At 70.3% G+C, this 25,093-nt stretch carries 22 protein-coding genes; 18 read left to right on the plus strand and 4 right to left on the minus strand.

Translation table 11 applies throughout. From position 1 onward, the window contains the following. Positions 1–41: 41 nt before the first annotated feature. On the minus strand, positions 42–1,583 hold the full coding sequence (locus ABTX24_RS11710) for a leucyl aminopeptidase (RefSeq protein ID WP_350839732.1): 1,542 nt from the start codon (positions 1,581–1,583) through the stop codon (positions 42–44). Positions 1,584–1,660: 77 nt separating this feature from the next. On the opposite strand from ABTX24_RS11710, the gene gcvT reads away from it, so the two are divergent. The 9 genes from gcvT to ABTX24_RS11755 all read left to right on the plus strand — a co-directional run bounded on the left by gcvT (position 1,661) and on the right by ABTX24_RS11755 (position 9,624). Continuing rightward, positions 1,661–2,803 carry a glycine cleavage system aminomethyltransferase GcvT gene (gcvT, locus tag ABTX24_RS11715; RefSeq protein ID WP_350839734.1) on the plus strand — a complete coding sequence of 381 codons (1,143 nt, stop codon included), beginning with the start codon at positions 1,661–1,663 and terminating at the stop codon, positions 2,801–2,803. A 5-nt stretch (positions 2,804–2,808) separates the two neighbouring features. After that, positions 2,809–3,066 carry a hypothetical protein gene (locus ABTX24_RS11720; protein WP_160022416.1) on the plus strand — a complete coding sequence of 86 codons (258 nt, stop codon included), beginning with the start codon at positions 2,809–2,811 and terminating at the stop codon, positions 3,064–3,066. 33 nt (positions 3,067–3,099) lie between these two features. Then, a complete protein-coding gene (locus ABTX24_RS11725) occupies positions 3,100–3,930 on the plus strand; it encodes a PhzF family phenazine biosynthesis protein (RefSeq protein WP_350839736.1) in 831 nt (276 codons plus the stop codon). Between the two features lie 26 nt (positions 3,931–3,956). Beyond that, complete coding sequence (locus tag ABTX24_RS11730) at positions 3,957–4,751, plus strand: thymidylate synthase (RefSeq protein WP_350839738.1); 795 nt, start codon at positions 3,957–3,959, stop codon at positions 4,749–4,751. A gap of 22 nt (positions 4,752–4,773) precedes the next feature. Then, the gene (locus ABTX24_RS11735; protein ID WP_350839739.1) at positions 4,774–5,253 is read left to right on the plus strand and encodes a dihydrofolate reductase; all 480 of its coding nucleotides are present in this window, start codon (positions 4,774–4,776) and stop codon (positions 5,251–5,253) included. 183 nt (positions 5,254–5,436) lie between these two features. After that, positions 5,437–6,057 carry a hypothetical protein gene (locus ABTX24_RS11740; RefSeq protein ID WP_350839741.1) on the plus strand — a complete coding sequence of 207 codons (621 nt, stop codon included), beginning with the start codon at positions 5,437–5,439 and terminating at the stop codon, positions 6,055–6,057. 27 nt (positions 6,058–6,084) lie between these two features. Next, positions 6,085–7,023: an LLM class F420-dependent oxidoreductase gene (locus ABTX24_RS11745; protein WP_350839743.1), complete on the plus strand. Its 939-nt coding sequence runs from the start codon at positions 6,085–6,087 to the stop codon at positions 7,021–7,023. A 16-nt stretch (positions 7,024–7,039) separates the two neighbouring features. After that, a complete protein-coding gene (gene dapA / locus ABTX24_RS11750; RefSeq protein ID WP_350718291.1) occupies positions 7,040–7,927 on the plus strand; it encodes a 4-hydroxy-tetrahydrodipicolinate synthase in 888 nt (295 codons plus the stop codon). An 11-nt stretch (positions 7,928–7,938) separates the two neighbouring features. Next, positions 7,939–9,624: a ribonuclease J gene (locus tag ABTX24_RS11755; protein ID WP_350718289.1), complete on the plus strand. Its 1,686-nt coding sequence runs from the start codon at positions 7,939–7,941 to the stop codon at positions 9,622–9,624. Here ABTX24_RS11755 and ABTX24_RS11760 read toward each other — a convergent pair. Beyond that, a complete protein-coding gene (locus ABTX24_RS11760) occupies positions 9,621–10,274 on the minus strand; it encodes a lysoplasmalogenase (protein WP_350839745.1) in 654 nt (217 codons plus the stop codon). The genes ABTX24_RS11755 and ABTX24_RS11760 overlap by 4 nt on opposite strands. Positions 10,275–10,350: 76 nt before the next feature. Between ABTX24_RS11760 and ABTX24_RS11765 the strand changes: the two genes are divergently transcribed. From ABTX24_RS11765 to ABTX24_RS11780, 4 genes are all read left to right on the plus strand, one after another. After that, positions 10,351–13,014 (plus strand): FtsK/SpoIIIE family DNA translocase, encoded by a 2,664-nt coding sequence (locus ABTX24_RS11765; RefSeq protein ID WP_201450991.1) that lies wholly within the window; start codon positions 10,351–10,353, stop codon positions 13,012–13,014. Beyond that, positions 13,011–14,897 carry a helix-turn-helix domain-containing protein gene (locus tag ABTX24_RS11770; RefSeq protein ID WP_350839747.1) on the plus strand — a complete coding sequence of 629 codons (1,887 nt, stop codon included), beginning with the start codon at positions 13,011–13,013 and terminating at the stop codon, positions 14,895–14,897. The genes ABTX24_RS11765 and ABTX24_RS11770 overlap by 4 nt, the downstream gene beginning before the upstream one ends. Positions 14,898–15,099: 202 nt before the next feature. Continuing rightward, on the plus strand, positions 15,100–16,470 hold the full coding sequence (locus tag ABTX24_RS11775) for a glycoside hydrolase family 16 protein (protein WP_350839749.1): 1,371 nt from the start codon (positions 15,100–15,102) through the stop codon (positions 16,468–16,470). 24 nt (positions 16,471–16,494) lie between these two features. Further along, positions 16,495–17,511 (plus strand): LacI family DNA-binding transcriptional regulator, encoded by a 1,017-nt coding sequence (locus tag ABTX24_RS11780; RefSeq protein ID WP_350839751.1) that lies wholly within the window; start codon positions 16,495–16,497, stop codon positions 17,509–17,511. Positions 17,512–17,520: 9 nt separating this feature from the next. Here the strand turns inward: ABTX24_RS11780 and ABTX24_RS11785 are convergent, their stop codons facing one another. Next, a complete protein-coding gene (locus tag ABTX24_RS11785; protein ID WP_350839753.1) occupies positions 17,521–18,246 on the minus strand; it encodes a response regulator in 726 nt (241 codons plus the stop codon). Further along, the gene (locus ABTX24_RS11790) at positions 18,243–19,937 is read right to left on the minus strand and encodes a sensor histidine kinase (protein ID WP_350839755.1); all 1,695 of its coding nucleotides are present in this window, start codon (positions 19,935–19,937) and stop codon (positions 18,243–18,245) included. The genes ABTX24_RS11785 and ABTX24_RS11790 overlap by 4 nt, the downstream gene beginning before the upstream one ends. Before the next feature lie 101 nt (positions 19,938–20,038). On the opposite strand from ABTX24_RS11790, the gene ABTX24_RS11795 reads away from it, so the two are divergent. The 5 genes from ABTX24_RS11795 (at position 20,039) to rimO (ending at position 25,087) form a co-directional block, all read left to right on the plus strand. After that, positions 20,039–21,088, plus strand: coding sequence for a Bug family tripartite tricarboxylate transporter substrate binding protein (locus ABTX24_RS11795; RefSeq protein ID WP_350839757.1), 1,050 nt, complete (start codon positions 20,039–20,041; stop codon positions 21,086–21,088). Further along, complete coding sequence (locus tag ABTX24_RS11800) at positions 21,085–21,615, plus strand: tripartite tricarboxylate transporter TctB family protein (RefSeq protein WP_350839759.1); 531 nt, start codon at positions 21,085–21,087, stop codon at positions 21,613–21,615. The genes ABTX24_RS11795 and ABTX24_RS11800 overlap by 4 nt, the downstream gene beginning before the upstream one ends. Positions 21,616–21,625: 10 nt before the next feature. After that, a complete protein-coding gene (locus tag ABTX24_RS11805) occupies positions 21,626–23,155 on the plus strand; it encodes a tripartite tricarboxylate transporter permease (protein ID WP_350839761.1) in 1,530 nt (509 codons plus the stop codon). Continuing rightward, on the plus strand, positions 23,155–23,577 hold the full coding sequence (locus tag ABTX24_RS11810; protein WP_350718269.1) for a universal stress protein: 423 nt from the start codon (positions 23,155–23,157) through the stop codon (positions 23,575–23,577). Before ABTX24_RS11805 ends, ABTX24_RS11810 begins: the two co-directional genes overlap by 1 nt. A 106-nt stretch (positions 23,578–23,683) precedes the next feature. Continuing rightward, entirely contained in the window at positions 23,684–25,087 is a 1,404-nt protein-coding gene (gene rimO / locus ABTX24_RS11815; protein WP_350839791.1) for a 30S ribosomal protein S12 methylthiotransferase RimO, read from the plus strand. Positions 25,088–25,093: the final 6 nt, after the last annotated feature.

Below are 25,093 nucleotides of genomic sequence, written 5' to 3' on the forward strand. Positions count from 1 at the left end.
CATCTTGTCACTACCCCCGCAGCGCTGTGTCAACCGGACCACTACTGATCGGTAGCCATCTCGCGTACGTAGTCCACCAGTGTTGCCACCGCCACACCCGTGCCTCCGGGAGTGAGATGGCCCGAGGCGCCACCACTGTTGAAAGAGGGTCCGGCGATGTCGAGATGGGCCCAGGGGAGACCGCCGGTGAACTCGCGCAGGAAGGCGGCCGCGTACAGCCCACCGCCCCAGCGGATCCAGTCGTGCTGGTTGAGGTCGGCCACCTTGGAGGAACGGATTCGCTCGTCCATCCATTCCGGGATGGGCATCGGCCACATCTGCTCGCCGGCGACGTCGGCGGCGGCGAGAACACGGTCGACGACGTCCTCGGAGCCGAGTACGCCGCTGACCCGGTCGCCCAGCGCCATCACCATGTGGCCGGTGAGAGTGGCGACGTCGATGATCAGGTCCGGCGAGACCTCGGTGGCCCGCACGAGGGCGTCGGCGAGGATCATCCGGCCTTCGGCGTCCATGTTGGAGACCTCGACGGTCGTGCCGCCGTAGTGGGTGACCACGTCACCGGGGCGGTAGGACGAGCCGGAGACCATGTTCTCCGCCATCGGCACGAACGCGGAGACCTTCACCGGCAGCCCGAAGCGGGCGATCGCGAAGGTCGCCTGGGCCACCGCGGCGGCACCGGCCATGTCCGACTTCATCGTGGACATCGAGCTGCCCGGCTTGATGGTGAGGCCGCCGGAGTCGAAGGTGATCCCCTTGCCGACCAGCGCGATGTGGCCGCGCGCGTCGTCGGGGGAGTATGTGAGCTCGACCAGACGCGGCTTGGCCGCCGAGCCCATGCCCACCGCGAGGATTCCGCCGCAGCCGAGCTCGGCGAGCTGCTTCTCGTCGTACACGGTCGTCTCGACGCCCTCGACCAGCTCGGCCACGTGCGCGATGGCGTCGGCGAACGCCGGGGGAGTGAGGTCGGCCGGCGGGATGTTGACCCACTCGCGGGTGCCGGCGACCGCCTGGGCGAGGACCTGCGCCTCCTCGAAGGCGGTGACCGCGTCCGTACGCCGCGCGATCGCGCTCAGGATCGCGACATCGCTCGGCCCGTTGCCGTCCCCGCCCGACTTGCCGCCGTTCGACTTGGCTGCGCTCGACTTATAGGTCGTATAGGTGTAGCCGCCGAGGACATAGCCCTCGGTGACGGCACGCACCAGCTCGGGGGTGTCGGCGGGAAGGGACACAGCGACGGATGTCGCGTTGGGGACCGAGCGAGCGGCGGCGCCGGCGGCGCGGCGTACGGCATCGGCCGAGTAGCTCCCGTCCGCACCGGCCTTGCCGAGCCCGACCAGCACCAGGAGTTGGGCGCCGATCTCGCTCCCGGCCGGGAGGCGAGTGACCTCACCGGCCTTGCCACTGACACCGAGGGTGGCGAGCATCCCGCGCCACCGGCGACCGTAGGCCGCCTTGACGTCCTCCGCGCCGGCGGTCACCTCGACAGCCTTCGCGCCCTGGCCGATGCCGACGACGACCGCCTCGGCACGGGTCTTCGCAGGGGAGGCGGTACGCAGCGTGTAGGTGATGTCAGGCAGGGTCACGCCGTGCAGTCTAGGTGTGGCGCGCCCAGACGGGGCGCCGACCGGGCAGTGTCGGCCTGGTGCGATAAGTTCGCGGTATGGCTGAAGAGACCTCCACGGGGGGCGGGTCGGAGCTGCTCCAGTCCCCTCTGCACGAAAACCACGTCGGGCTCGGCGCGAAGTTCGGTGAGTTCGGCGGCTGGTCGATGCCGCTGGAGTATTCCGGCGTCATCAAGGAGCACACGGCGGTCCGTGAAGCCGTCGGGGTCTTCGACGTCAGCCACTTGGGCAAGGTCATGATCAGCGGGCCGGGTGCGGCCGACTTCGTCAACGCGTCCTTCACCAACGACCTCAACCGGATCAAGCCGGGCAAGGCCCAATACACGCTGTGCTGCGACGAGGAGACCGGCGGCATCGTCGACGACCTGATCGCCTACTACCGCGACGACGAGCACGTCCTGATCGTTCCCAACGCCGCCAACACCCCGGAGGTCGTGCGTCGGCTCCAGGAGGCCGCGCCCGAGGGGATCAACCTCGCCGACCACCACCGCGACTACGCGGTGCTCGCCGTCCAGGGGCCCAAGTCCGACGAGCTGCTGGAGACGGTGGGGCTGCCGGCCGGACACGAGTACATGTCCTTCGTGGAGGCGGCTGCTCCCGACGTACTCGGTGACGAGATCGGCGTGGTCGTGTGCCGCTCCGGCTACTCGGGCGAGCGCGGCTACGAGCTGATCGTCGCCAACGAGGCCGCCGCCGCGCTCTGGGACGCGCTGCTGTCCCGAGGCGAGGAGCTCGGCGCGGTGCCGTGCGGCCTCGGCGCCCGAGACACCCTGCGTACGGAGATGGGCTACCCGCTCCACGGCCAGGACATCGCCCTGGACGTCACTCCCAACGAGGCCGGCCTCGGCTGGGCCGTCGGCTGGAAGAAGGATGCCTTCTGGGGCCGCGACAAGCTGGTCGCCGAGAAGGAGGCCGGCCCGAAGCGCGTCCTGCGCGGCATCGTCGCCGTCGGACGAGGCATCCCTCGCCCGCACATGACCGCGTCCCTGACCGCCGACGTGCCGGTCGGCGAGGTCACCTCCGGCACCTTCTCGCCCACGCTGAAGAAGGGCGTCGGCCTGGTGCTCGTCTCGACCACGGTCAACCCCGAGGCCGAGATCGGCATCGACGTACGCGGCCGCCGCGAGATCTTCCAGCTCACCAAGCCGCCCTTCGTCCCCTCGCACGTGCGGGAGGGGTGAGCAACGTGAGCATTCCCGACGTTCCCTCCGTCTTCAAGCAGCCGTCGGCGGCCGACCGGCCGTGGTGGTGGCAGCTCGTCGACGCCTCGGGCGCCGAGGTGCCGGTCGACGGCGACCTCGCCGGCCAGCGCTTCGCCAACCAGAGCGACGCCGAGTCGTGGGTGGGCGAGGTCTGGCAGGACCTCTTGGACGCGGGCGTGGCCGCGGTGGTGCTCTTCGAGCACGACCGGCAGGTCTACGGCCCGATGAAGCTGACCGCCTGAGGCTTCTCTCCGGCGATGGCTAGGCTCTCGCGCGTGACTGCCTACGAGTTCCGCCAGGTCGACGTCTTCACCAACGAGCCGCTGCTGGGCAACCCGGTCGCCGTCGTACACGGCGCCGACGGTCTCACCGACGAGCAGATGGCTGCCTTCGCGCGGTGGACCAACCTGTCCGAGACCACGTTCCTGCTGACCCCGACGGACCCGGCCGCCGACTACCGGCTGCGGATCTTCACGGTCAGCGGCGAGCTGCCGTTCGCGGGCCACCCGACGCTCGGGTCGGCGCACGCCTGGCTGGAGGCGGGCGGGAAGCCGAAGGGCACCAGCCTGGTGCAGGAGTGCGGCGTCGGTCTGGTCGAGCTGCGCCGTGAGGAGCGGATCGCCTTCGCCGCGCCTGAGCTGATCCGGGGCGGCGAGGTCGACGAGGAGACGCTGGGAGCCATCGCGAAGGGTCTGCAGATCGAGCGTGGCGACATCCAGGGCGCGCGGTGGTGCGACAACGGCCCGGGCTGGGTCGGGGTGATGCTTGCCGATGCGGAAGCCGTACTGGCCGTGACGCCCGACCACGCCGCTCTGGGGAGTCACAAGGTCGGCCTCGTCGGGCGCTACCCCGAGGGCAGCGAGTGCGCGGTCGAGGTCCGGGCGTATTTCCCGGCCGACGGCGTCGCCTTCGAGGACCCGGTCACCGGGTCGCTCAACGCCGCGCTGGGACAGTGGCTGGCCGGGTCGGAGCTGCCGGAGGCGTACGTCGCTTCTCAGGGGACCGTGATGAAGCGGCGGGGGCGTGTGCACGTCGAGCGGATCGAGGACCAGGTGTGGGTGGGCGGAGACACGCTGACCACCATCCGAGGGACGGTCGAGCTCTGAGCAGAGCTCTGACCTAGGCTGGGGCCGTGCAGTCCTACCTCGATCTGTTGACCCGCATCCTCGACGAGGGCGTGGAGAAGTCCGACCGCACCGGGACGGGCACGATCAGCGTCTTCGGTCACCAGACCCGCTACGACCTCAGCGAGGGTTTCCCGCTGCTGACGACGAAGAAGGTCCACACCCGCTCGGTCTTCGGCGAGCTGCTCTGGTTCCTGCGCGGCGACACCAACGTGCGCTGGCTCCAGGAGCGCGGCATCACGATCTGGGACGAGTGGGCCGACGAGAACGGCGACCTGGGTCCGGTCTACGGCTACCAGTGGCGCTCCTGGCCGACTCCCGACGGGCGCCACGTCGACCAGATCGCCAAGATCATCGACCAGATCCGCACCGACCCCGACAGCCGCCGCCACGTGATCAGCGCCTGGAATCCGGCCGACATCGACGACATGGCGCTGCCGCCGTGCCACACGCTGTGCCAGTTCTACGTCGCCGACGGCAAGCTGAGCCTGCAGCTCTACCAGCGCTCCGCTGACGTGTTCCTGGGGGTGCCGTTCAACATCGCCTCCTACGCCCTGCTGACCCACATGGTCGCTCACGTGACTGGGCTCGAGGTCGGTGACTTCGTGCACACGCTCGGCGACGCCCACCTCTACAGCAACCACCTCGAGCAGGCCCGTCTCCAGCTCACCCGCGAGCCCAGGCCGCTGCCGACGCTGCGGCTCAACCCGGACGTCAAAGACATCGACGCGTTCGAGCTCGAGGACATCACGCTGGAGGGCTACGACCCCGCCCCCGTCATCAAGGCTCCCGTTGCCGTCTGAGGGCGATTCGGGGCGCGTCGTGATGGTCGCGGCCGTTGCCGACAACGGCGTCATCGGCAACGGCCCCGACATCCCCTGGAAGATCCCCGGCGAGCAGGCCGAGTTCAAGGCGATCACGATGGGTCACACGCTCGTCATGGGCCGCACCACCTTCGAGTCCATCGGCCGCCCCCTCCCCGGCCGCACGACGGTCGTCCTGACCACCGACGAGAACTGGGCGTACGACGGTGTCCTGGTCGCCCACGACATCGACTCCGCCCTCGCCCTGGCCGCAGCGGAGCAGGGCGACATCGTCATCGCCGGGGGAGCGCAGGTCTATGCGGCCGCCCTCCCGTACGCCACCGAGCAGGTCATCACCCGGGTCCACCTGACCCCGGAGGGGGACGTCCTCTACCCGGACTTCGACGAGACGGAATGGGTCGAGACGAAGCGTGAGCCCCACGAGGCGTACGACCGCGTCTTTCTCAGTCGTGTCGAGCTCCGGGCGTCGACGACGTCTTGATGCGCAAGCGCGTCGGCTAGCGGCAGGGCAGTGCGATCTCGCCCGCTATGACTGAGGATCCGAGCTTGTGAAGCATTCACAAGCTCGGATCCTCAGTCATAGTCGCCCCATCGCGGGTTGTTGCTGCGACCCGGCCGATCCGTTCGGATCATCGATGTCGGTGCTCGCACGTACGTTCGGCGTATGTGGATCACTACGACCGAGGCCGTGCTCCGACTGGCCGACGTGCACCTGTTGGGCGAGGCCCAGGCGAAGCGGGTGCTGCGCGCGGGGCTGGCCGGGCCGCGGCACCGGGTCGGGTCGGCGTACTTCTACGAGAACGAACGGTTCGAGGAGCTGCTCGCGCGGCCGAGGTGCAGCGACGAGGTGCTCGACCGGTGGCGACCGTTCATCGCGCGGATCGGGCGCCAGCGACCTCTCGACCTGAAGGCGACATGGGAGGAGCAGGCCGCCGTGGTGGCAGGAGACTGGCACCTGCCCCTACTGACGGCCTTCCAGATCGCCGCCCGCAAGCCGCTCCCGCTCGTGGCGACGCTCGGGGCCTGGGCGGTCTTCACCGCCGACCTCGTCGGGCTCAAGCGATCAGACTTGCGGCTCGAACCGCCAGGGGACTGGGCGGCGGACTTCACCAACACCTGGCTCCCGATCGAGAACGGGCCGACCTGGACGATGTGGGGAGCGCCCGTGACGACAGCGCCGCGAGCCGATCCGCTGAGTGCCCACTACCAGGCGCAGGTCATGGCCGAACGAGAGCGCCGTGAGCTGAGCTCCACAGCCCGCCTTCGCTCCCTGACGCGCGAGTAGGTGTCTCGCCCCTCTAAGGTAAACGGCATGGAGCTGCGCATCTTCACCGAGCCCCAGCAGGGGGCGTCCTACGCCGACATCCTCGCTGTCGCCAAGAAGGCCGAGGAGCTGGGGTTCGGGGCGTTCTTCCGCTCCGACCACTACCTGAAGATGGGCTCGGTCGACGGACTGCCCGGACCGAGCGACGCGTGGACGACGCTCGCCGGCCTGGCCCGCGACACGAGCACGATCCGGCTCGGCACCCTGGTCACCTCGGCGACCTTCCGCCTCCCGGGTGTGCTGGCCATCCAGGCCGCCAACGTCGACGACATGTCCGAGGGCCGGGTCGAGCTCGGCCTGGGAGCGGGCTGGTTCGAGCAGGAGCACGAGGCTTACGGGATCCCGTTCCCGGCCCTGGGGGAGCGGTTCGACCGGCTGGAGGAGCAGCTCGAGATCATCACCGGGCTGTGGGCGACCGAGCCGGGGGAGACCTTCGACTTCAACGGGAAGCACTACACGATCAAGGAGAGCCCGGGCCTGCCGAAGCCGATCCAGACCCGTGGCCACGCCGGCTCGATCCCGGTGATCGTGGGCGGTGGCGGCAAGAAGCGTACGCCGACGCTGGCCGCGACCTTCGCCGACGAGTTCAACGCCGCGTTCGTCTCCGTCGAGGAGTCCCAGGCGCTGTTCGAGAACGTCGGGCGCTTCGTCGAGGCGGCCGGCCGGGACGACTCGATCATCTACTCCGCCGCCCAGGTGCTCTGCGTCGGCCGCGACGAGGACGAGATCGCCCGCCGGGCGCAGGCGATCGGCCGCGAGCCCGCCGAGATGCGTGAGAACGGTCTGGCGGGCACCCCGGACGAGGTGGTCGCCAAGATCAAGCGGTTCGAGGACGCCGGCGCGACCCGCATCTACCTCCAGGTGCTCGACCTGAGCGATCTCGACCATCTCGCACTCGTAGCCGACGAGGTCATGCAGCGCGTCTGACGATAGTCTGTACGCCATGACTGATGCTCCCTTCGGCACCGTGCTCTCCGCACTCGTCACGATGTTCAACGACGATGGCTCGGTCGACCTGGAGCAGACCCAGAAAGTCGCCAAGCACCTGGTCGATCACGGCCACGACGGCATCGTCGTCTCCGGCACCACCGGCGAGTCGCCGACGACCACTCCGGCCGAGGACGGCGAGATCCTGGCCGCGGTCAAGGACGCCGTCGGCGACCGCGCCAAGATCGTGGCCGGAATCGGCACCAACGACACCCGCACCACCGTCGAGCTCGCCAAGCAGGCGGCGTCGATCGGCGCCGACGGCCTGCTGCTGGTGACGCCCTACTACAACAAGCCGGGCGAGCGCGGCATCCGCGAGCACTTCCGCACCGTGGTCTCCGCGACGGACACCCCGGTCATCCTCTACGACGTCCCCGGCCGCACCGGCTCCCCGATCACCCTCGACACCTACCGCGAGGCGATCACCTGGGACACCGTCGTCGCGGTCAAGGAGGCCGCCGGCGACTTCCCGCGCGGCACCAGGCTGCTCGACCTCGGCTACTCGATCTACTCCGGTGACGACGCGCTCACCCTCGCCTGGCTGGCGCACGGCGCCGTCGGCGTGATCAGCGTCGCCGCCCACGTGCTCGGCGACCAGACGCGGACGATGATCGACGCCTTCGCGGCGAGCGACATCGAGACCGCCCGCAAGACTTATGCGCGGATGCTCCCCGCGATCGACGCCATCATGGGCGTCCCGAACTACGGAGCCACCACTGCCAAGGCCGCACTCGAGCTGACCGGCGTGATCGACAACCGCAACGTACGAGGGCCTCTGGTGGCTCTCGACAGCGACGAGGTCGAGGCGCTGCGAGCCGGGCTGGAGGCCTCTGGCCTTCTCTAGAAGGAACGCCTTTGTCTCACCCACACCCGGAGCTGACCGAACCCGGCAAGCTCCCCAAGGGCGGCCTGCGGGTCACCCCTCTCGGCGGCCTCGGCGAGGTCGGCCGCAACATGACCGTCTTCGAATACGACGGCCGGCTGCTGATCGTCGACTGCGGTGTGCTCTTCCCCGAGGAGCAGCAGCCTGGCGTCGACCTGATCCTGCCCGACTTCGGCCCGATCCGTGACCGCCTCGGCGACATCGAGGCGCTGGTCCTGACCCACGGTCACGAGGACCACATCGGCGCGACGCCCTACCTGCTCCGCGAGCGTCAGAACATCCCGCTGGTCGGCTCTGAGCTGACCCTGGCCCTGCTCGGCTCCAAGCTGCGCGAGCACCGCCTGCGCGAGACGGTCCAGCACAAGGTACGCGAGGGCGACACGATCTCCTTCGGGCCGTTCGAGCTCGAGTTCGTCGCGGTCAACCACTCCATCCCGGACGCGCTCGCGGTCGCGATCCGCACCGGCGCCGGCCTCGTGCTGCACACCGGCGACTTCAAGATGGACCAGCTGCCACTGGACGGCCGGATCACCGACCTGCGCGCGTTCGCCCGGCTCGGCGAGGAGGGTGTGGACCTGTTCCTCACCGACTCCACCAACGCCGAGGTCCCCGGCTTCACGACCGCCGAGAAGAAGATCGCCCCGGCGATCGAGCAGGTCTTCCGCGAGTCCGACCAGCGCATCATCGTGGCCTGCTTCGCCTCCCACGTGCACCGCGTCCAGCAGGTGCTCGACAGCGCGGTCGCACACGGCCGCAAGGTGGCGTACGTCGGTCGCTCGATGGTCCGCAACATGCAGATCGCGTCCGACCTGGGCTACCTACACGTGCCCGAGGACGTCATCGTCGACGCCAAGGAGCTCGCCGAGCTGCCGCCGGAGCGGGTCGTCATGGTCTCGACCGGCTCGCAGGGCGAGCCGATGTCGGCGCTGTCGCGGATCGCGAACGGCACCCACAACTTCGTCCACATCGAGCCGGGCGACACCGTCCTGCTCGCGTCGAGCCTGATCCCCGGAAACGAGAACTCGGTCTACCGGGTGATCAACGGCCTCGCCCGCCTCGGCGCCAACGTGGTCCACAAGGGCAACGCCCTGGTGCACGTCTCCGGCCACGCCAGCGCCGGCGAGCTGCTCTACTGCTACAACATCGTCCGCCCGCGCAACGTGATGCCCGTCCACGGCGAGGTGCGCCACCTGCTCGCCAACGGCGACCTGGCCCGCCAGACCGGCGTGGAGAGCGTCGTCTACGCCGAGGACGGCGTGGTCGTCGACCTGATCGACGGCAAGGCCGAGATCGCGGGCAAGGTCGAGTGCGGCTACGTCTTCGTCGACGGCACCACCGTCGGTGACGTCACCGAGTCCGAGCTCAAGGACCGCCGCATCCTCTCCGAGGAGGGCTTCGTCTCGATCATCGTCGTGGTCGACTCGGTCAACGGCACCGTCGCCAGCGGCCCGGAGATCCACGCCCGCGGCCACGTGTGGCCGGACAACGCCTTCGAGCCGATCAAGCAGCCGATCGTCAAGGCGGTCAACCGGGCCATCTCGGAGGGTGCGACCGACACCTACCAGCTGCAGCAGGCCATCCGGCGTACGTTCGGGCGCTGGGTCTCCAGCACCCACCGTCGCCGCCCGATGATCGTCCCGGTCGTCATCGAGGCCTAGAGCGCCAGCAGCACGCCAGCCGTGATCAGCGCCTGGCCGACGTGATAGGTCACCATGATCTGCACGTTGGTCAGGCGCGGCGGCTCGTTGCCGTGCTCGGCGAGGTTGATCCCGATCAGGGTGTCGCTGACGACGAAGATCAGCGCACCCACGGCGATCCACACGCTCCCGGTCATCCAGCCGAGCACGAGCATGCTGGCGATCACCAGCGAGTACGCGGCCAGGGCCGCAGCCGTCGGCACACCGCCCATCTGACGGGCGCCCCCGAGCACCCGGCCCATCGGGATCGCCAGCACGACCGCGACCACGATTCCGGCCCAGGACCACGCGGGGGTCTCCAGACCGAGGGCGAGGAAGGTCACGGCGTACGCCAGATGGCCGACGAAGAAGAACCCCACCCCGCCGAGGAAGCGCCGGGTGGAGGCCCCGATCATCGAGATGTCGCCGAGCATCCCGAAGAAGAGTGCGACGATCAGCCACCACGCTGCTGGCTCGCCGTCGCTGACGAGCCCCACCAACACCATCAGCCCCACCATCACCAGGGGCTTGGTGACGTAGTGGGTCCGCCGCCAGCCGAACCACACGCAGGTCCAGTCCGCCACGGCGTCGGCGGTGGTGAGAAGGGCGATGAGGACTGCGAGGCTCTGCATGGCGGCAAACTACACCGATGCAACACACCCCCATGGGGTCCCGGAGCCAGGCCGCTCGGTCAAATACCCTGCTTGTATGGCGACCCGTACGTCTTCCCCGCCGGGTTCGCGGAGCTCGACCACCAACAAGAGCACCCGTCCCCGGAGTACGACCACGACAAAGCGAGCAACGGCCACGAGCCGGGCCCGCTCCAAGGCAACGCCGGCCAAACGCCGCCCTGCCGCGAAGAAGAAGACGACGAACCGTACGCCACCCCGTGCCGTGCGCAACGGGCCCAGCCCGATCGCGGTCCTCTTCGATGCCATCTTCTCGACCATCGCGAGCCTGTGGCTGGCGATCGCCGGGGGAGTGGCGGCCATCTTCCGCGTCGGCGGCCAGGCCGCCAGCGACCTCGAGCCGGAGCACCGGCGCGACGGCGCCGGCCTGTTCCTGATCGGCCTCTCCGTCCTCGTCGCCGCCGGCGTCTGGTTCCAGCTCGGCGGGCAGTTCTTCGACGTCGTACGCATCGCCGTGGCCGGCGTCGTCGGCAAGGTCGGCTGGCTGGTGCCGGTCGGGCTCGTCGTCGCCGGTGCCCGGCTGATGCGCGACCCGGTCAACGCCGCTCCGGTCGGCCGGCTCGCGATCGGCTGGGCCGCGTTCCTGATGGCCACGCTCGGCATCATCCAGATCGCCAACGGCAACCCGCAGCCCACCTCGGGCGACAGCACCGAGCTGCAGTGGGCCGGCGGTGCGATCGGCTACGTCGTGGCCAGCCTGCTGCTCGACGTGCTGCGCTCGACGGCCGTGGTCGTCGTACTCCTGTCCCTTCTGGTCGTCTTCGGGATCCTGGTGATCACCGGGACCCCGCTCTACCAGGTGCCGAGTCGCCTGGTGGAGCTGCGCGACCGGGCGCTCGGCCTGACGCCGCCCGAGGAGATGAGCGAGAGCGGCACCAACATCCGGCGGGTGCGCCGGGGCAACAAGCTCTTCGCCGACGACGACACCTTCGACCCGGAGGGCTTCGAGCCCTACGAGACGCCGCTCCTCGAGGAGGAGAAGCCGAAGAAGAAGCGCAAGAAGGACGGGCTCGACATCGCGCTCGCCCTTGACGAGGACCCGGACGCCGACACCCAGCCCGACGAGGCCGTGCCCAGCGATGCGGCAGGCCTCATGCCCGCGGTCTCCGACGGGGCACCGAGGCCCGGTCAGAAGCGCGGCCCCAAGGGCGACCTCGAGCCGCCGCCGCACGCCGAGCTGCCGCAGCGGGTCGAGCAGCTGATGCTCGCCGGCGACGTCGCCTACACGCTCCCGGGCAGCGACCTGCTCAAGCCCGGCTCGCCGCACAAGGCCCGCTCCAAGGCCTCCGACGACATCGTCAGCCGGCTCCAGGCGGTGCTCGAGGAGTTCAACATCGATGCCGCGGTCACCGGCTACACCCGTGGCCCGACGGTCACCCGCTACATCGTGGAGCTCGGCGCCGGCGTGAAGGTCGAGAAGATCACCGGCATCCAGAAGAACATCGCCTACGCGGTGGCCTCCGCGGACGTACGCATCCTCTCGCCGATCCCCGGCAAGTCGGCCGTCGGTGTGGAGATCCCGAACATCGACAAGGAGATCGTCACCCTCGGCGACGTGCTCCGCTCCAACGCCGCGCGCGGCGACCACCACCCGATGATCACCGGTGTCGGCAAGGACGTCGAGGGCGGCTTCGTCGTCGCCAACCTCGCCAAGATGCCCCACCTGCTGGTCGCGGGTGCGACCGGTTCGGGTAAGTCGTCCTTCATCAACTCGATGATCACCTCGGTGCTGATGCGGGCCACGCCCGACGAGGTGCGGATGATCATGGTCGACCCCAAGCGGGTCGAGCTCAACTCCTACGAGGGCGTGCCGCACCTGATCACGCCGATCATCACCAACCCGAAGAAGGCTGCCGAGGCGCTGGCCTGGGTCGTACGCGAGATGGACATGCGCTACGACGACCTGGCCAACTTCGGCTTCCGTCACGTCGACGACTTCAACAAGGCGGTCCGTGCCGGGAAGGTGCAGCTCCCGCCCGACTCCGAGCGCGTGCTGTCGCCCTACCCCTACCTGCTGGTCATCGTCGACGAGCTCGCCGACCTGATGATGGTCGCCCCGCGCGACGTCGAGGACGCGGTCGTACGCATCACCCAGCTCGCCCGGGCCGCCGGCATCCACTTGGTGCTGGCGACGCAGCGGCCCTCGGTCGACGTGGTCACGGGTCTGATCAAGGCCAACGTGCCCTCGCGGCTCGCCTTCGCGACCTCGTCGCTGGCCGACTCGCGCGTCATCCTCGACCAGCCCGGTGCGGAGAAGCTGGTCGGCCAGGGTGACGGGCTGTTCCTGCCGATGGGCTCCTCCAAGCCGATCCGTGTGCAGGGCTCCTGGGTCTCGGAGTCGGAGGTCAACGCGGTCGTGAAGTCGGTCAAGGGACAGCTCGAGCCGTCCTACCGCGACGACGTGACCGCCCCGGCGGAGTCCAAGCGGGTGCTGGACGACGACATCGGCGACGACATGGACCTGGTCATCCAGGCGATCGAGCTGATCGTCTCGACCCAGTTCGGGTCGACCTCGATGCTGCAGCGCAAGCTCCGCGTCGGGTTCGCCAAGGCCGGTCGCCTGATGGATATCCTCGAGTCGCGCGGTGTGGTCGGTCCCTCCGAGGGCTCCAAGGCACGCGACGTACTCGTCAAGCCGGACGAGATCGACGGCGTCATCGCAACAATCCAGGGGGAGATGTGAGCGAGAATTCACCGGCGGTCGAGACCGTCGACCCTGCCGAGACCGTCGAGACCCACGACGTCGACGTCGTCGAGGTACGCCGCAACGGCCGCCTCGCGCTGGTGGTGGCGCTCGCGTCGCTGCTCGTCGGCATCGCCTTCGTGCTGCGTGGCGGCATCGAGGGCTATCTGGTCGGCCTGATCCTGCTCGTCGTCGCGGCGGTGCAGGGCTGGACGGCCTGGGACTCCCGGATGCCGCTGCTGCTCGTCGACGAGCAGGGCGTACGCCTCCGCTTCGGCCAGACCTGGCAGGGCATCCCGTGGTCGAAGATCGAGTCCGTCGAGCATACCCCGCGTCCGGACGGGATCGAACGGTTCTGGAAGGACGGCCGCATCGGCGTGCTGCTGCACGACGAGGACGAGGTGCTCGAGGAGCTCTCGCCGACCGCCCGGCGCCAGGCGATGCTGACCGAGCGCCTCTACGGCCTCCCGTTCTCGCTCCCGCTCGGCCTCTCCACCCGCGTCCTGGGCGCCGGTGACGACGTCACCGAGGCCATCGCGATCGTCGCCGCCGACGGCGTCGAGGTCGTCGAGATCGACCCCGCGCTCGACGTGGAGGAGCCGGAGACGGACACCGACGAGAGCGCCGAGGACCACCCTGCCGATGCCGCCTCGGACGACGGTGACACCGCCGTCCGTCCGCCCCTCTCCGGGCGGGCCGGAGACACCAACCCCCGGATGCTCCGGGTCTTGGACGAGCCTGATATCAATGCCGCAGACGTGGTGGACGAGGCGGAGCAGGACCAGGTGGACCGGGACACTGAGCAGGACGAGACGACGCCGACGACCGACCCCGAGCCCGAAGTGAATCTCGTGACAGAGGCGAAGGCGGAGCCGGTCGCACCGCTGCGCGAGCCCTCGACGGCGGTCCGGGTGGACGTACGCTACGTGCCCGAGGAGCCCCAGGAGACCATCGCCATCCACGGCGCGAATGCGCTCCAGCTGGACCTGGCCGAGGCGGCGTTCGCCGACGTGGACGTCGAGGACTCGGATGTCGACGAGGACGTCGACGAGGACCTCGAGGACTCCGAGCCCGAGGGCGTACGTGCGATCGCGGTGCCCGACGAAGGCGTCAAGGCGCTGGCTATCGACGGCGTCGACGACGAGCCCACCGAGGTGGTGCCGGCCAAGGTCCCCGAGATCGGTGCCGAGATCGCCGCGGCCCGCCGCCGGCTCGCCCTGGACATGGACGGCCTGGCCGAGTGGACCCGGATCCGTCCGCACGTCATCGAGGCGATCGAGGTCGACGACTTCGGCCCCTGCGGCGGCGACTTCTACGCCCGTGGCCACCTGCGTACGCTGGCGCGCGTCCTCGGCATCGAGGTCGCGCCGCTGCTGCGCACCTATGACGAGAAGTACGCCTCAGGTCCGGTCAGCCCGCGCGCCGTCTTCGAGGCCGAGCTCGCCCACAGCGCCGCGATCCGCCCCGTCCGGCGCATGCGTGGCGGTCCGTCCTGGTCGGTCCTGGTCGCCGCGGTGATGGCGGTCATCCTGGTCTGGTCGGTCGCGCGCCTGGTCATCGACGGCACCCAGCACGAGCCCGAGGCCGGAGCGATCCAGCTCGACGGCTCCGCCGGCACCGACAGCCCCTACGGCAAGTCCTCGCCCGTACCGGTGACCATCTCTGCCGCCGGTGGCGGTGCCCATGTGGTCGTCCGCGACTCGCGCGGCAAGGTGGTCTTCAGCGGTGACCTCGCCTTCGGTGAGTCCAAGGAGCTCCAGGTCACCCCGCCCCTGCGCGTACAGACCTCCGACGGGTCCCTCAAGGTCGCCGTCGGCGACGGCAAGGCCAAGGCCCTCGGCAAGACCGGCGAGGCCGCTCAGCGCACCTACACCGCCAACTAGCCCGCACCTTCTTCGCCGAGTCGGCTCGTCATGACGAGCCGACTCGGCGCTGTTTTCGGTCAGAACGCGCCGACTCGGCGGGCTTGTTAAAGAGATCGGGATTTGGTGACGCGGGTCACATCGGGTTTGGGACCATGACATCCGAGAGAGCGCTCTCACGAGTCGCCAGACTCATCGCTCATTCATCGGGAAGCGAGTCATCATGAGAAGTCTCAAGGCATTAGGAGCCGCTGTGATCGCGGCCGGCGTGGTCGCCGTGGCGATCCCACTGACATCCTTCGGGCAGGCGTCCGAGGCGTCGGAGCCGGGCACGCCGGCCGGCTGGACGAAGGTGTGGAGCGACGACTTCACCGGCACGGCCGGGTCGCGGATCAACACCGACAACTGGATGTACGACATCGGCCACTCCTACCCCGGCGGCGCGGCCAACTGGGGCACCGGGGAGATCGCCTACCACAGCGACAGCACCCAGAACGTCTACCAGGACGGCAACGGCAACCTGGTCATCAAGCCGATCCGCGACGGCGCCGGCAACTGGACCTCCGGGCGCATCGAGACCACCCGTACCGACTTCCAGCCGCCCTCCGGCGGCGTGCTCCGCGTCGAGGGACGCATCCAGATGCCGAACGTCACCGGCGCGGCGGCCCAGGGCATCTGGCCGGCGTTCTGGATGCTCGGCGAGCCCTTCCGCGGCAACTACTGGAACTGGCCGGGCATCGGCGAGATCGACATCATGGAGAACGTCAACGGCGCCAACCAGGTGTGGGGCACGCTGCACTGCGGCACTTCCCCCGGCGGTCCGTGCAACGAGACCACCGGCCTCGGCGGGACGCTCCAGGGCTGCCCGGGCTCGACCTGCCAGTCGTCGTTCCACACCTACGCGATGGAGTGGGACCGCAGCACCAGCCCGCAGCAGATCCGGTTCTACGTCGACAACACGCTCTACCACACGGTCCGCTCGGACCAGGTCGACGCGACGACCTGGAACAACGCGACCAACCACGGCTTCTTCATCATCCTGAACGTCGCGATCGGCGGCGGCTGGCCCGGCAACCCGACCTCGGCGACCGCCTCCGGTGTGCCCATGCTGGTCGACTACGTCGCGGTCTACTCGAAGGGCGGCGGCACCACCGAGCCGACCGACCCGCCCGCCCCGGGCAACCGGGACGCCTACTCCACCATCCAGGCCGAGTCCTACAACGCCCAGAGCGGCACCCAGATGGAGGCTACGACCGACACCGGCGGCGGTCAGAACGTCGGCTATCTCAGCAACGGCGACTGGCTCCGCTACGACGGCGTGAACTTCGGCTCGAGCGCCGCCCGTACGTTCTCCGCGCGCGTCGCCTCCGGTGCGCCGGCAGGGGTGAGCGGCCTGGTCGAGGTACGCCTCGACAACGTGAACAACGCCCCGATCGGCAGCTTCTCGGTGGCCAACACCGGAGGCTGGCAGAGCTGGCGTACGGTCCCGGGCAGCATCAGCGGGGTGACCGGAACGCATACGGTGTTCCTGCGGTTCACCAGCGGCCAGCCGGCCGACTTCGTCAACCTCAACTGGTTCACGTTCTCAAGGTGAGCGGTAGGCGATAGGTTTCGATACATGAACGAGACCCCGGCCGGCCGGCCGACGCTGGAGACGGTGGCCCGGGCCGCCGGGGCCTCGCGAGCGACGGTCTCGCGCGTCGTCAACGGCTCCACGACCGTACGTCCCGACGTCGCCGAGAGCATCCGCCGGGCCATCGCCGACCTCGGCTACGTGCCGAACCCGGCGGCGCGGAGCCTGGTGACGCAGCGTACGGACTCCATCGCCCTGATCCTGCCGGAGTCCGCGACCCGGGTCTTCTCCGACGACGCCTTCTTCCCCGGCGTGATCCGGGGTGTCGGGGAGGCGCTGGAGAAGGCGGACAAGCAGCTGGTGCTGCTGCTCGCCTCGACGCAGTCGAGCCACGACCGGATCCTGCGCTACGTGCACGGCCGCACCGTCGACGGTGTCGTGCTGGCGTCCATGCACGGGGCCGACACCCTGCCCGAGGAGCTGCGGGTCGCAGGCGTCCCGGTCGTCACCAGCGGGCGGCCGCTGGGCGAGGCGACCGTGCCGTACATCGACGTCGAGCACGCCAGCGGCGTGGAGGCGGCGATGAACCACCTGATCGGTCTCGGCCGGCGCCGGATCGCGACCATCTGCGGGCCGCAGGACATGGTCGCCGGGCGCGAGCGCCTGGCGGGCTACCTCACCGGTCTGCAAGCCTTGCCGGGGGCGGTGCCGCTGGTCGAGGAGGGCGACTTCATGCGCCAGTCGGGTATCGACGCGATGGAACGGCTGCTGCAGCGCGATCCCGGCATCGACGCCGTCTTCGCGGCCTCCGACCTGATGGCCGACGGCGCCCTGCGTACGCTGCGCCGGCTCGGCCGCCGGGTCCCCGATGACGTGGCGGTGATCGGGTTCGACGACGTCGAGGCGGCCCGGTTCACGGACCCGCCGCTGACGACGGTGCACCAGCCGATCCACGAGATCGGCACCCGCCTGGCCGGGCAGATCCTCCGTCTGGTCGCGGGGGAGGACGTCGAGCCCTCCGTCGTGCTCCCGACGCGCCTGGTGATCCGCGAGTCCGCCTGAGCCGACGGCTCAGGAGTCGCCCGCCCGGTAACGCCGCTCGGGGCGTCCGGCGGTGCCGTAGTTGAGACGTACGCCGATCCGGCCCGTGCTCGCGAAGTGCTCGAGATAGCGGCGCGCACTCACCCGGGAGACTCCGATCTCCTCGGCGCACTCGGTGGCGCTGAGCTCGCCGGCGGTTTGCAGCGCGGCCAGCACGGCCCGGGCGGTCTCCGCGCTGAGCCCCTTCGGCAGCCGCTCCCGGGTCTCGCGTGCGCCCTGGTGGCTGAAGACCTCGTCGATGCCGGCCTGGACCTCGTCGCGGTGCTCGGCCCCCTCGGCTCCCTCGGCCCGCTGCCCGATCCGGGCGAGCGCCTCGCGGGAGCGGCGTACGTCGTCGAGCCGGGCGGCCAGGTCCTCGAACGGGAACGGCTTGACCACGTAGTGGGCGGCGCCACCGGCCGCGGCGGCCCGCACCGTGTCGGCCTCGCGGGCGGCGGTGATGACGATGACGTCGGCGTCGTCGCCTCGTCCGCGCAGCCGGCGCAGCAGCTCGATGCCGCTGAAGTCGGGAAGGTGCACGTCGAGCAGCAGCACGTCGGGGGAGAGGCGGGCGGTCTCCGCGAGCGCCTGGGAGCCTGTTGCGGCCACACCGACGACGCGGAACCCGTCGACGCGCTCGACGAAGCGGGTGTGGATCGAGGCCACCATGAAGTCGTCCTCGACCACGAGCACGGTGAGCTCCGGTGCGGACGTCATCGGGCCTCCTCGGGGGCAGTATCGCCGGGTGGGGCGGCGGGTGGGGTGGTGGGTGGGGCGAGCGGTGCGGCGCCCGGCAGGGTCGCGATGAAGACCGCTCCGGGGCGCTCCGCCGACCCGCTATTCTCCACCTCGACCTCGCCGCCGCGTGCACGGCACACCAGCTGGACCAGCGCGAGCCCGACGCCGCGGCCGCTGGCGTCGCGCGGCTTGGTGCTGAAGCCGCGCCGGAAGATCTCGGGCAGACGTTCGGCGGGCACCCCGCCGCCGGTGTCGGAGACGCGGACGGTCACGGTCTGGCCCGCGGCCGTCAGGCGTACGCCGACCCGGCCGTCGAGCGGCCCGACCAGCGCGGCCGCGTCGACGGCGTTGTCGACCAGGTTGCCGAGGACGGTGACCACGTCGGCGGAGCCGTCGGGGGTGAGCCGGGGGAGCGAGCTGGCGGCGTCCAGGTCGATGCTCACCCGGCGCTCGGCGGCCAGGCTCGCCTTGGCGATGAGCAGGGCGGCCACCGCGGGGTCGTCGATCCGGGAGGTGATGTGGTCGCTCAGTGCCGCCCGGCGCGCGGTCAGCCCGGTGACGAACTGGCCCACCTCGGCGTACTCCTCCAGCTCGAGGAGCCCGGTGATGGTGTGCAGCTGGTTGCTGAACTCGTGGGTCTGCGCCCGCAGGGTCTCGGTGACGCTCTCGCGGGCGTTGAGCTCGCTCTGCAGTGCCACCAGCTCGGTGCGGTCGCGCAGCGTGGTGACGGTGCCGGCGGGGCGGCCGTCGTGGTGGACCCGGTTGCGGTTGAGCACGAGCACCCGCTCGCCGGCGACCAGCGGTGCGTCGTGCACCTCCTCGGCTCCGCTGAGCAGGGCGAGGGTCTCGGCGGGCAGGTCGAGCTCGTCGAGCCGGTGCCCGGTCGGGTCCGAGGTCAGCCCGAGCAGCTCGCGGGCGCTGTCGCTCATCAGGCTGACCCGCCCGTCGGCGCCGACCGCCAGCACCCCCTCGCGGATCGAGCGGAGCAGGCCCTCGCGGTGGTCGGCGAGTGCGGCGATGTCGCGCGGCTCCAGCCCGCGCGTACGTCGCTTGATCAGCCGCGCCAGCAGCCACGACCCGAGCACGCCGAGCGCGAGACCGGCGAGCAGCACGGTCAGGGCGTCGGCCCAGGTGCGGGCGAGGCGCTCGGTCAGCGGCGGATAGTCCTCGGTCACGACGACCACGCCGACCGGACGCGGCGCCTCGGCGTCCGCGCCGGCCGAGCCACCGCCGTAGACGGGGACCTGGGCGGCGATCGCCCGGCGGCCGGCGTCGTCGATGTCGCCGGACCAGGCCCGGCTCGTCTCGCGCCTGCCCAGATCGAGGGTCTCGCCGACCCGGGTGGGGTCGGTGGCGACCAGGACCGTGCCGTCGAGTGCGGTGAGGTAGGCGGTGTCGGCGCCCGCGTCGGCGGCCCGGGTCTGCAGGTAGAAGCCCAGGGCCTGCCGGTCGGGAGCGCTGCTGGTCAGCCCGTCCTGGATCGCCGCGATCCCGGCCAGGCTCTCCGCGGCGGCACGCAGCCGGTCCTCGCGGGAGTCACGGAAGTCGGCGTCGCTCTGCCGCAGGGAGACGATGCTGGTCGCCACGACGACGAGCAGCAGCACCGAGAGCTGCAGCAGCAGCACCTGTCCGGCCAGCGACAGGTGGCGCCGCGGTCGCTGTGGCCACAAGTTACACAACCTCCTTTGGTTGCCGAATGGTGACGGCGGTCACCCCGGACTGTGACCATCGCCACTGACCGTTTCATCCCCTGGAGTCTGGAGGCCAGCCGTTGTCGACGCCGACATCGCAGTCCCCGCCCCGACCGCCGCTGCCGATGCAGCGGGGCCGGGCAGCGAGCATACGCCGTACCCGTGCCCTCGCCGTCGTACTCGTGACCTGCCTGCTCGCCGCGGCATCGGCCTGCGGCGTGACCCGTGGCGAGCAGTCCCGTGACCTCGACATGTGGATCCCGAACAGCCCCGGTGGCGGCTACGACCAGACCGGCCGGGCGGCCGTGGGGGTCCTCGACCGCGACAACATGACCGGCGGTGACATCCAGGTGACCAACATCCTGGGCGCCGGCGGCTCCGTCGCGATGTCCCGCCTGATGAGCGAGGAGGGCAACGGCAACCTGCTCATGACCATCGGTCTGGGCGTCGTCGGCTCCACCTACTCCTTCGGCGTGGACGCCCGCCCCCAGGACGCCACCCCGATCGCCCAGCTCATCGAGGAGCAGGAGGGTGTGCTGGTCCCGGCCGACTCGCCCTTCAAGACCATCGACGACCTGGTGAAGGCCTGGTCCGAGGACCCCGAGTCCATCGTGGTCGGCGGCGGCTCCTCACCCGGTGGCCCCGACCACCTCTTCCCGATGCAACTGGCCGAGGCCGCCGGCATCGACCCGAAGAAGGTCAAGTACGTCCCCTACGACGGTGGTGGTCCGCTCACCAGCGCGCTGCTGGGGCACAAGATCGACGTCGGCTTCTCCGGTCTCGCCGAGTTCGAGGGCCAGGTCGAAGCCGGTGAGCTGCGGGTCCTGGCCGTCTCGGGCGACGAGCGTGGCACGGGCGTCTTCGCCGACGCACCGACGCTCACCGAGAGCGGCATCGACCTGGTGTTCCTCAACTGGCGCGGCGTACTCGCCCCGCCGGGCATCAGCGACGAGCGCCGGCAGGAGCTGATCGACCTGCTCACCCGGATGCACGACTCGAAGCAGTGGCAGCAGGCACTGAAGGACAACGGCTGGACCGACGCCTTCGTCACCGGCGACGACTTCGACGACCTGCTGGTCGAGCAGGACCAGCGCGTCGCCTCGACATTGAAGGAGCTGGATCTGCTGTGAGCGTCCACGAAACCGAAACCCAACCCCCCGAGCCCACGAGCCCCGCGCGCCGGGTCGACGTCGGCCAGTACGGCCTGTCCCTGTTCCTGGTCGTCATCGGGATCTACACCGTCGTCGATGCCACCGGCCTGGACGTCGGCTTCGCCGACCCGGTCGGCCCCCGCGTCTTCCCGTACGTCATCGGCGCCGGCCTCGTCGTCGTCGGTGCGCTGCTGGCGGTCGCCACCGCCCGCGGCTCCCAGCCGGAGCCCGAGGAGGGGGAGGACGTCGACCTGAGCTCGTCGGCCGACTGGCTGACGGTCCTCAAGCTGGTCGCGGTCCTGCTGTTCACGGTCGCGACCGTGAACCTGCTCGGCTGGGCGATCTCGGGGGCGGCGCTGTTCGCCGGCGCCGCCTGGTGCCTCGGCAGCCGAACGCTCGTGCGGGACGTGATCGTCGGGCTCGTCCTCTCGGTCGCCAGCTGGTACGCCTTCTACGTCGGTCTGGGCATCCCGCTCACCCCTGGCGTACTCGACGGGATCCTGTGAGGACTGACTGATGGAGAACTTCGAACTTCTCATGGGTGGGCTCGAGTCCGCCCTGACCCCGATGAACCTGCTCTACGCCGCCATCGGCGTGCTGCTGGGCACCTTCGTCGGCGTGCTGCCCGGCATCGGGCCGGCGATGGCCATCGCGCTGCTGCTGCCGGTGACGTACCGGCTCGAGCCGACCAGCGCGTTCATCATGTTCGCCGGCCTCTACTACGGCGGCATGTACGGCGGCTCCACCACCTCGATCCTGCTGAACACACCGGGGGAGTCCGCCTCGGTGATGACGGCGCTGGAAGGCAACCGGATGGCCAGAGCGGGGCGTGGCGCGCAGGCGCTGGCCACCGCCGCGGTCGGCTCGTTCGTCGCCGGCACCATCGGCACCATCCTGGTGGCCTTCTTCTCGCCGGCCCTGGCCGACGTGGCCGTCGAGCTGGGTGCGCCCTCGTACTTCGCGCTGATGGTCCTGGCCCTGGTCATGACCACAACGGTGCTCGGCACCTCGGCCCTGCGTGGCTTCGCCGCGCTGTTCCTCGGCCTGACGATCGGTCTGGTCGGTCTCGACCTCAACACCGGCCAGCCGCGGCTCACCTTCGGCGTGACCCAGCTCGTCGACCGGCTCGACATCGTGGTCGTCGCGGTCGGCATCTTCGCTCTCGGCGAGGCCCTGTGGGTGGCCGCCCATCTGCGCCGTCGCCCGGCGCACGTGGTCCCGGTCGGCCGGCCCTGGATGGGACGCGACGACTGGGGCCGCTCCTGGAAGCCGTGGCTGCGCGGCACCGCCTTCGGGTTCCCGTTCGGCGCGCTTCCTGCCGGTGGCGCGGAGATCCCGACGTTCCTCTCGTACCTGACCGAGCGGAAGCTCTCCAAGCGCGGCGACTTCGGCCGTGGCGCGATCGAGGGCGTCGCCGGGCCGGAGGCGGCCAACAACGCCTCGGCCGCCGGGATGTTCGTGCCGATGCTGGCTCTCGGCCTGCCGGTGACGGCCACGGCCGCGGTGATGCTCTCCGCGCTCCAGGGCTACGGCATCACCCCCGGTCCGCAGCTGATGACCGACCACGCCGACCTGGTGTGGACGCTGCTGGCCAGCCTCCTGATCGGCAACACCCTGCTGCTGGTGCTCAACCTGCCGCTGGCGCCGCTGTGGGCCCGGCTGCTGCGGATCCCGAGGCCGCAGCTCTACGCCGGCATCCTGTTCTTCGCCTGCCTGGGTGCGTACGCCACCAACCTGGACCCGTTCGACATCGCGCTGCTGGTCGCCTTCGGCCTGCTCGGGCTGATGATGCGCCGCTTCGGACTGCCGGTGCTCCCATTGATCCTGGGTGTCATCCTGGGGCCGTTGATGGAGACCAAGCTGCGGGAGGCGCTGACGATCTCGGGCGGTGACTACGCGGCGCTGCTGAGCGAGCCGCTCGCGGTGGTCATCTACGTCCTGATCGCGCTGTTCATCCTGGGCCGGCCGTTCATCGCCCGGCTCCGGGCACGGGCCGAGCAGTCGGCCGAGATCGAGGACGAGGACGAGAAGGAGAAGGTGTTGTGATGAGTGAGACCCCCGCAGGTGGCTGGGTGGTCGTGGCGTGGGCGCCCGACGTCTACGGCTCGGTCGCGCTGGACTGGGCGCTGGCCGACGCCGAGCGCCGCGACCGTGGCGTCGTGGTCGTCAACGCCTCCCGGGGCGACGCCCTGGTCGACGACCGCTACGCCCTCGAGGAGCAGGTCGGCGAGCTCGAACGCCGGCTCACCGAGTCGGGTCGGCCGCACGAGATCCGGCAGTCGATCGACCCGGACGTCGCCGGTGCCGTCCTCGATGCCGCCGAGCAGCTCGACGCCAAGCTGGTCGTGGTCGGTCTGCGGCGGCGTACGCCGGTCGGCAAGCTGCTGATGGGCAGCGTCGCGCAGCGGATCCTGCTCGGCGCGTCCTGCCCGGTCCTCTCCGTGAAGCCGGGCTCCGTGCCCGACTGATCGCCCCATCCCGGCGCGAGGGTTCGGTCTCAGGCGGGTGTGCCCGTCATACTTCACGGTGATGAGCACTGCGACCGAACCCTCCGCCGAGACCGACCAGCCCCTCGTGTCCGTCGCCATGGTGACCCTCGGGTGCACCCGCAACGAGGTGGACTCCGAGGAGCTCGCCGGCCGGCTGACGGCGGGAGGCTTCCGGCTGGTCGCCGACCCGGACGAGGCCGACACCGTGGTCGTCAACACCTGCGGCTTCGTCGAGCAGGCGAAGAAGGACTCGGTCGACACGCTGCTCGAGGCGGCCGACCTCAAGGAGACCGGCCGCGCTCAGGCCGTCGTCGCGGTCGGCTGCATGGCCGAGCGCTACGGCAAGGACCTGGCCGCCGAGCTCCCCGAGGCCGACGCGGTGCTCGGCTTCGACGACTACCCCGACATCGCCGCCAAGCTGCGCTCCATCCTCAGCGGCGAGGCCCACCACCCGCACACACCTCAGGACCGGCGCCTGCTGCTCCCGATCTCCCCGGTCGAGCGCGACGCGTCCGCCATCTCGGTCCCCGGCATGGCCGCGGTCGACCAGGTGCCCGGCTTCGCGGGACGTACGCGGCTCGACGACGCCCCGTGGGCGCCGCTGAAGCTGGCCAGCGGCTGCGACCGGCGCTGCACCTTCTGCGCGATCCCGCAGTTCCGCGGCTCGTTCGTCTCTCGGCGCCCCTCCGACGTGCTCCACGAGGGCCAGTGGCTGGCCCAGCAGGGCGTCAAGGAGCTCTTCCTGGTCTCGGAGAACTCCACCTCCTACGGCAAGGACCTCGGCGACATCCGGCTGCTCGAGACGCTCCTGCCGGAGCTGGCCGCCATCGACGGCATCGAGCGCGTACGCGTCTCCTACCTGCAGCCCGCCGAGACCCGGCCCGACCTGCTGAAGGTCATCGCCACCACGCCCGGCGTGACGCCCTACTTCGATCTGAGCTTCCAGCACGCCTCCAACGCAGTCCTGCGGCGGATGAAGCGGTTCGGCGACCCGGAGAGCTTCCTGGGCCTGCTCGAGCAGATCCGCGGCTACGCGCCCGAGGCCGGGGTGCGGTCCAACGTGATCGTCGGCTTCCCGGGTGAGACCGAGGAGGACCTCCAGATCCTGACCGACTTCCTGGTCGCCGCGCGCATGGACGTCACCGGCGTCTTCGGCTACTCCGACGAGGAGGGCACCGAGGCTGCCGGTTTCGACGACTCGCTCAAGCTGGACGCCGACGAGATCCGTGCCCGCGTCGAGCACGTCAACGAGCTCGTCGAGGAGCTCACCGCCCAGCGCGCGGAGGAGCGGATCGGCGAGCAGGTCGTCGTGCTCGTCGAGGAGGTCGAAGACGGTGAGATCCTCGGCCGGGCCGCCCACCAGGGCCCCGAGGTCGACGGCATGACCTCCCTCGAGGGAGACGTCGAGGGCGTACGTCCCGGTGATCTCGTGAGCGCGACCGTCATCGCCTCCGAAGGCGTTGACCTGGTCGCCGAAGTGAACGGATAGGGTTCG

Source organism: Nocardioides sp. NPDC127514 (genome assembly GCF_040302125.1).
Taxonomy (GTDB): domain Bacteria; phylum Actinomycetota; class Actinomycetes; order Propionibacteriales; family Nocardioidaceae; genus Nocardioides.

Excerpts from the sequence above, each read along its gene's own strand:
- gcvT (WP_350839734.1), top strand. The coding sequence starts at position 1,661 with ATGGCTGAAGAGACCTCCACGGGGGGCGGGTCGGAGCTGCTCCAGTCC.
- ABTX24_RS11735 (WP_350839739.1), top strand. The coding sequence starts at position 4,774 with ATGGTCGCGGCCGTTGCCGACAACGGCGTCATCGGCAACGGCCCCGAC.
- ABTX24_RS11740 (WP_350839741.1), top strand. The coding sequence starts at position 5,437 with ATGTGGATCACTACGACCGAGGCCGTGCTCCGACTGGCCGACGTGCAC.
- ABTX24_RS11745 (WP_350839743.1), top strand. The coding sequence starts at position 6,085 with ATGGAGCTGCGCATCTTCACCGAGCCCCAGCAGGGGGCGTCCTACGCC.
- dapA (WP_350718291.1), top strand. The coding sequence starts at position 7,040 with ATGACTGATGCTCCCTTCGGCACCGTGCTCTCCGCACTCGTCACGATG.
- ABTX24_RS11760 (WP_350839745.1), bottom strand. The coding sequence starts at position 10,274 with ATGCAGAGCCTCGCAGTCCTCATCGCCCTTCTCACCACCGCCGACGCC.
- ABTX24_RS11765 (WP_201450991.1), top strand. The coding sequence starts at position 10,351 with ATGGCGACCCGTACGTCTTCCCCGCCGGGTTCGCGGAGCTCGACCACC.
- ABTX24_RS11775 (WP_350839749.1), top strand. The coding sequence starts at position 15,100 with ATGAGAAGTCTCAAGGCATTAGGAGCCGCTGTGATCGCGGCCGGCGTG.
- ABTX24_RS11780 (WP_350839751.1), top strand. The coding sequence starts at position 16,495 with ATGAACGAGACCCCGGCCGGCCGGCCGACGCTGGAGACGGTGGCCCGG.
- ABTX24_RS11785 (WP_350839753.1), bottom strand. The coding sequence starts at position 18,246 with ATGACGTCCGCACCGGAGCTCACCGTGCTCGTGGTCGAGGACGACTTC.
- ABTX24_RS11805 (WP_350839761.1), top strand. The coding sequence starts at position 21,626 with ATGGAGAACTTCGAACTTCTCATGGGTGGGCTCGAGTCCGCCCTGACC.
- ABTX24_RS11810 (WP_350718269.1), top strand. The coding sequence starts at position 23,155 with ATGAGTGAGACCCCCGCAGGTGGCTGGGTGGTCGTGGCGTGGGCGCCC.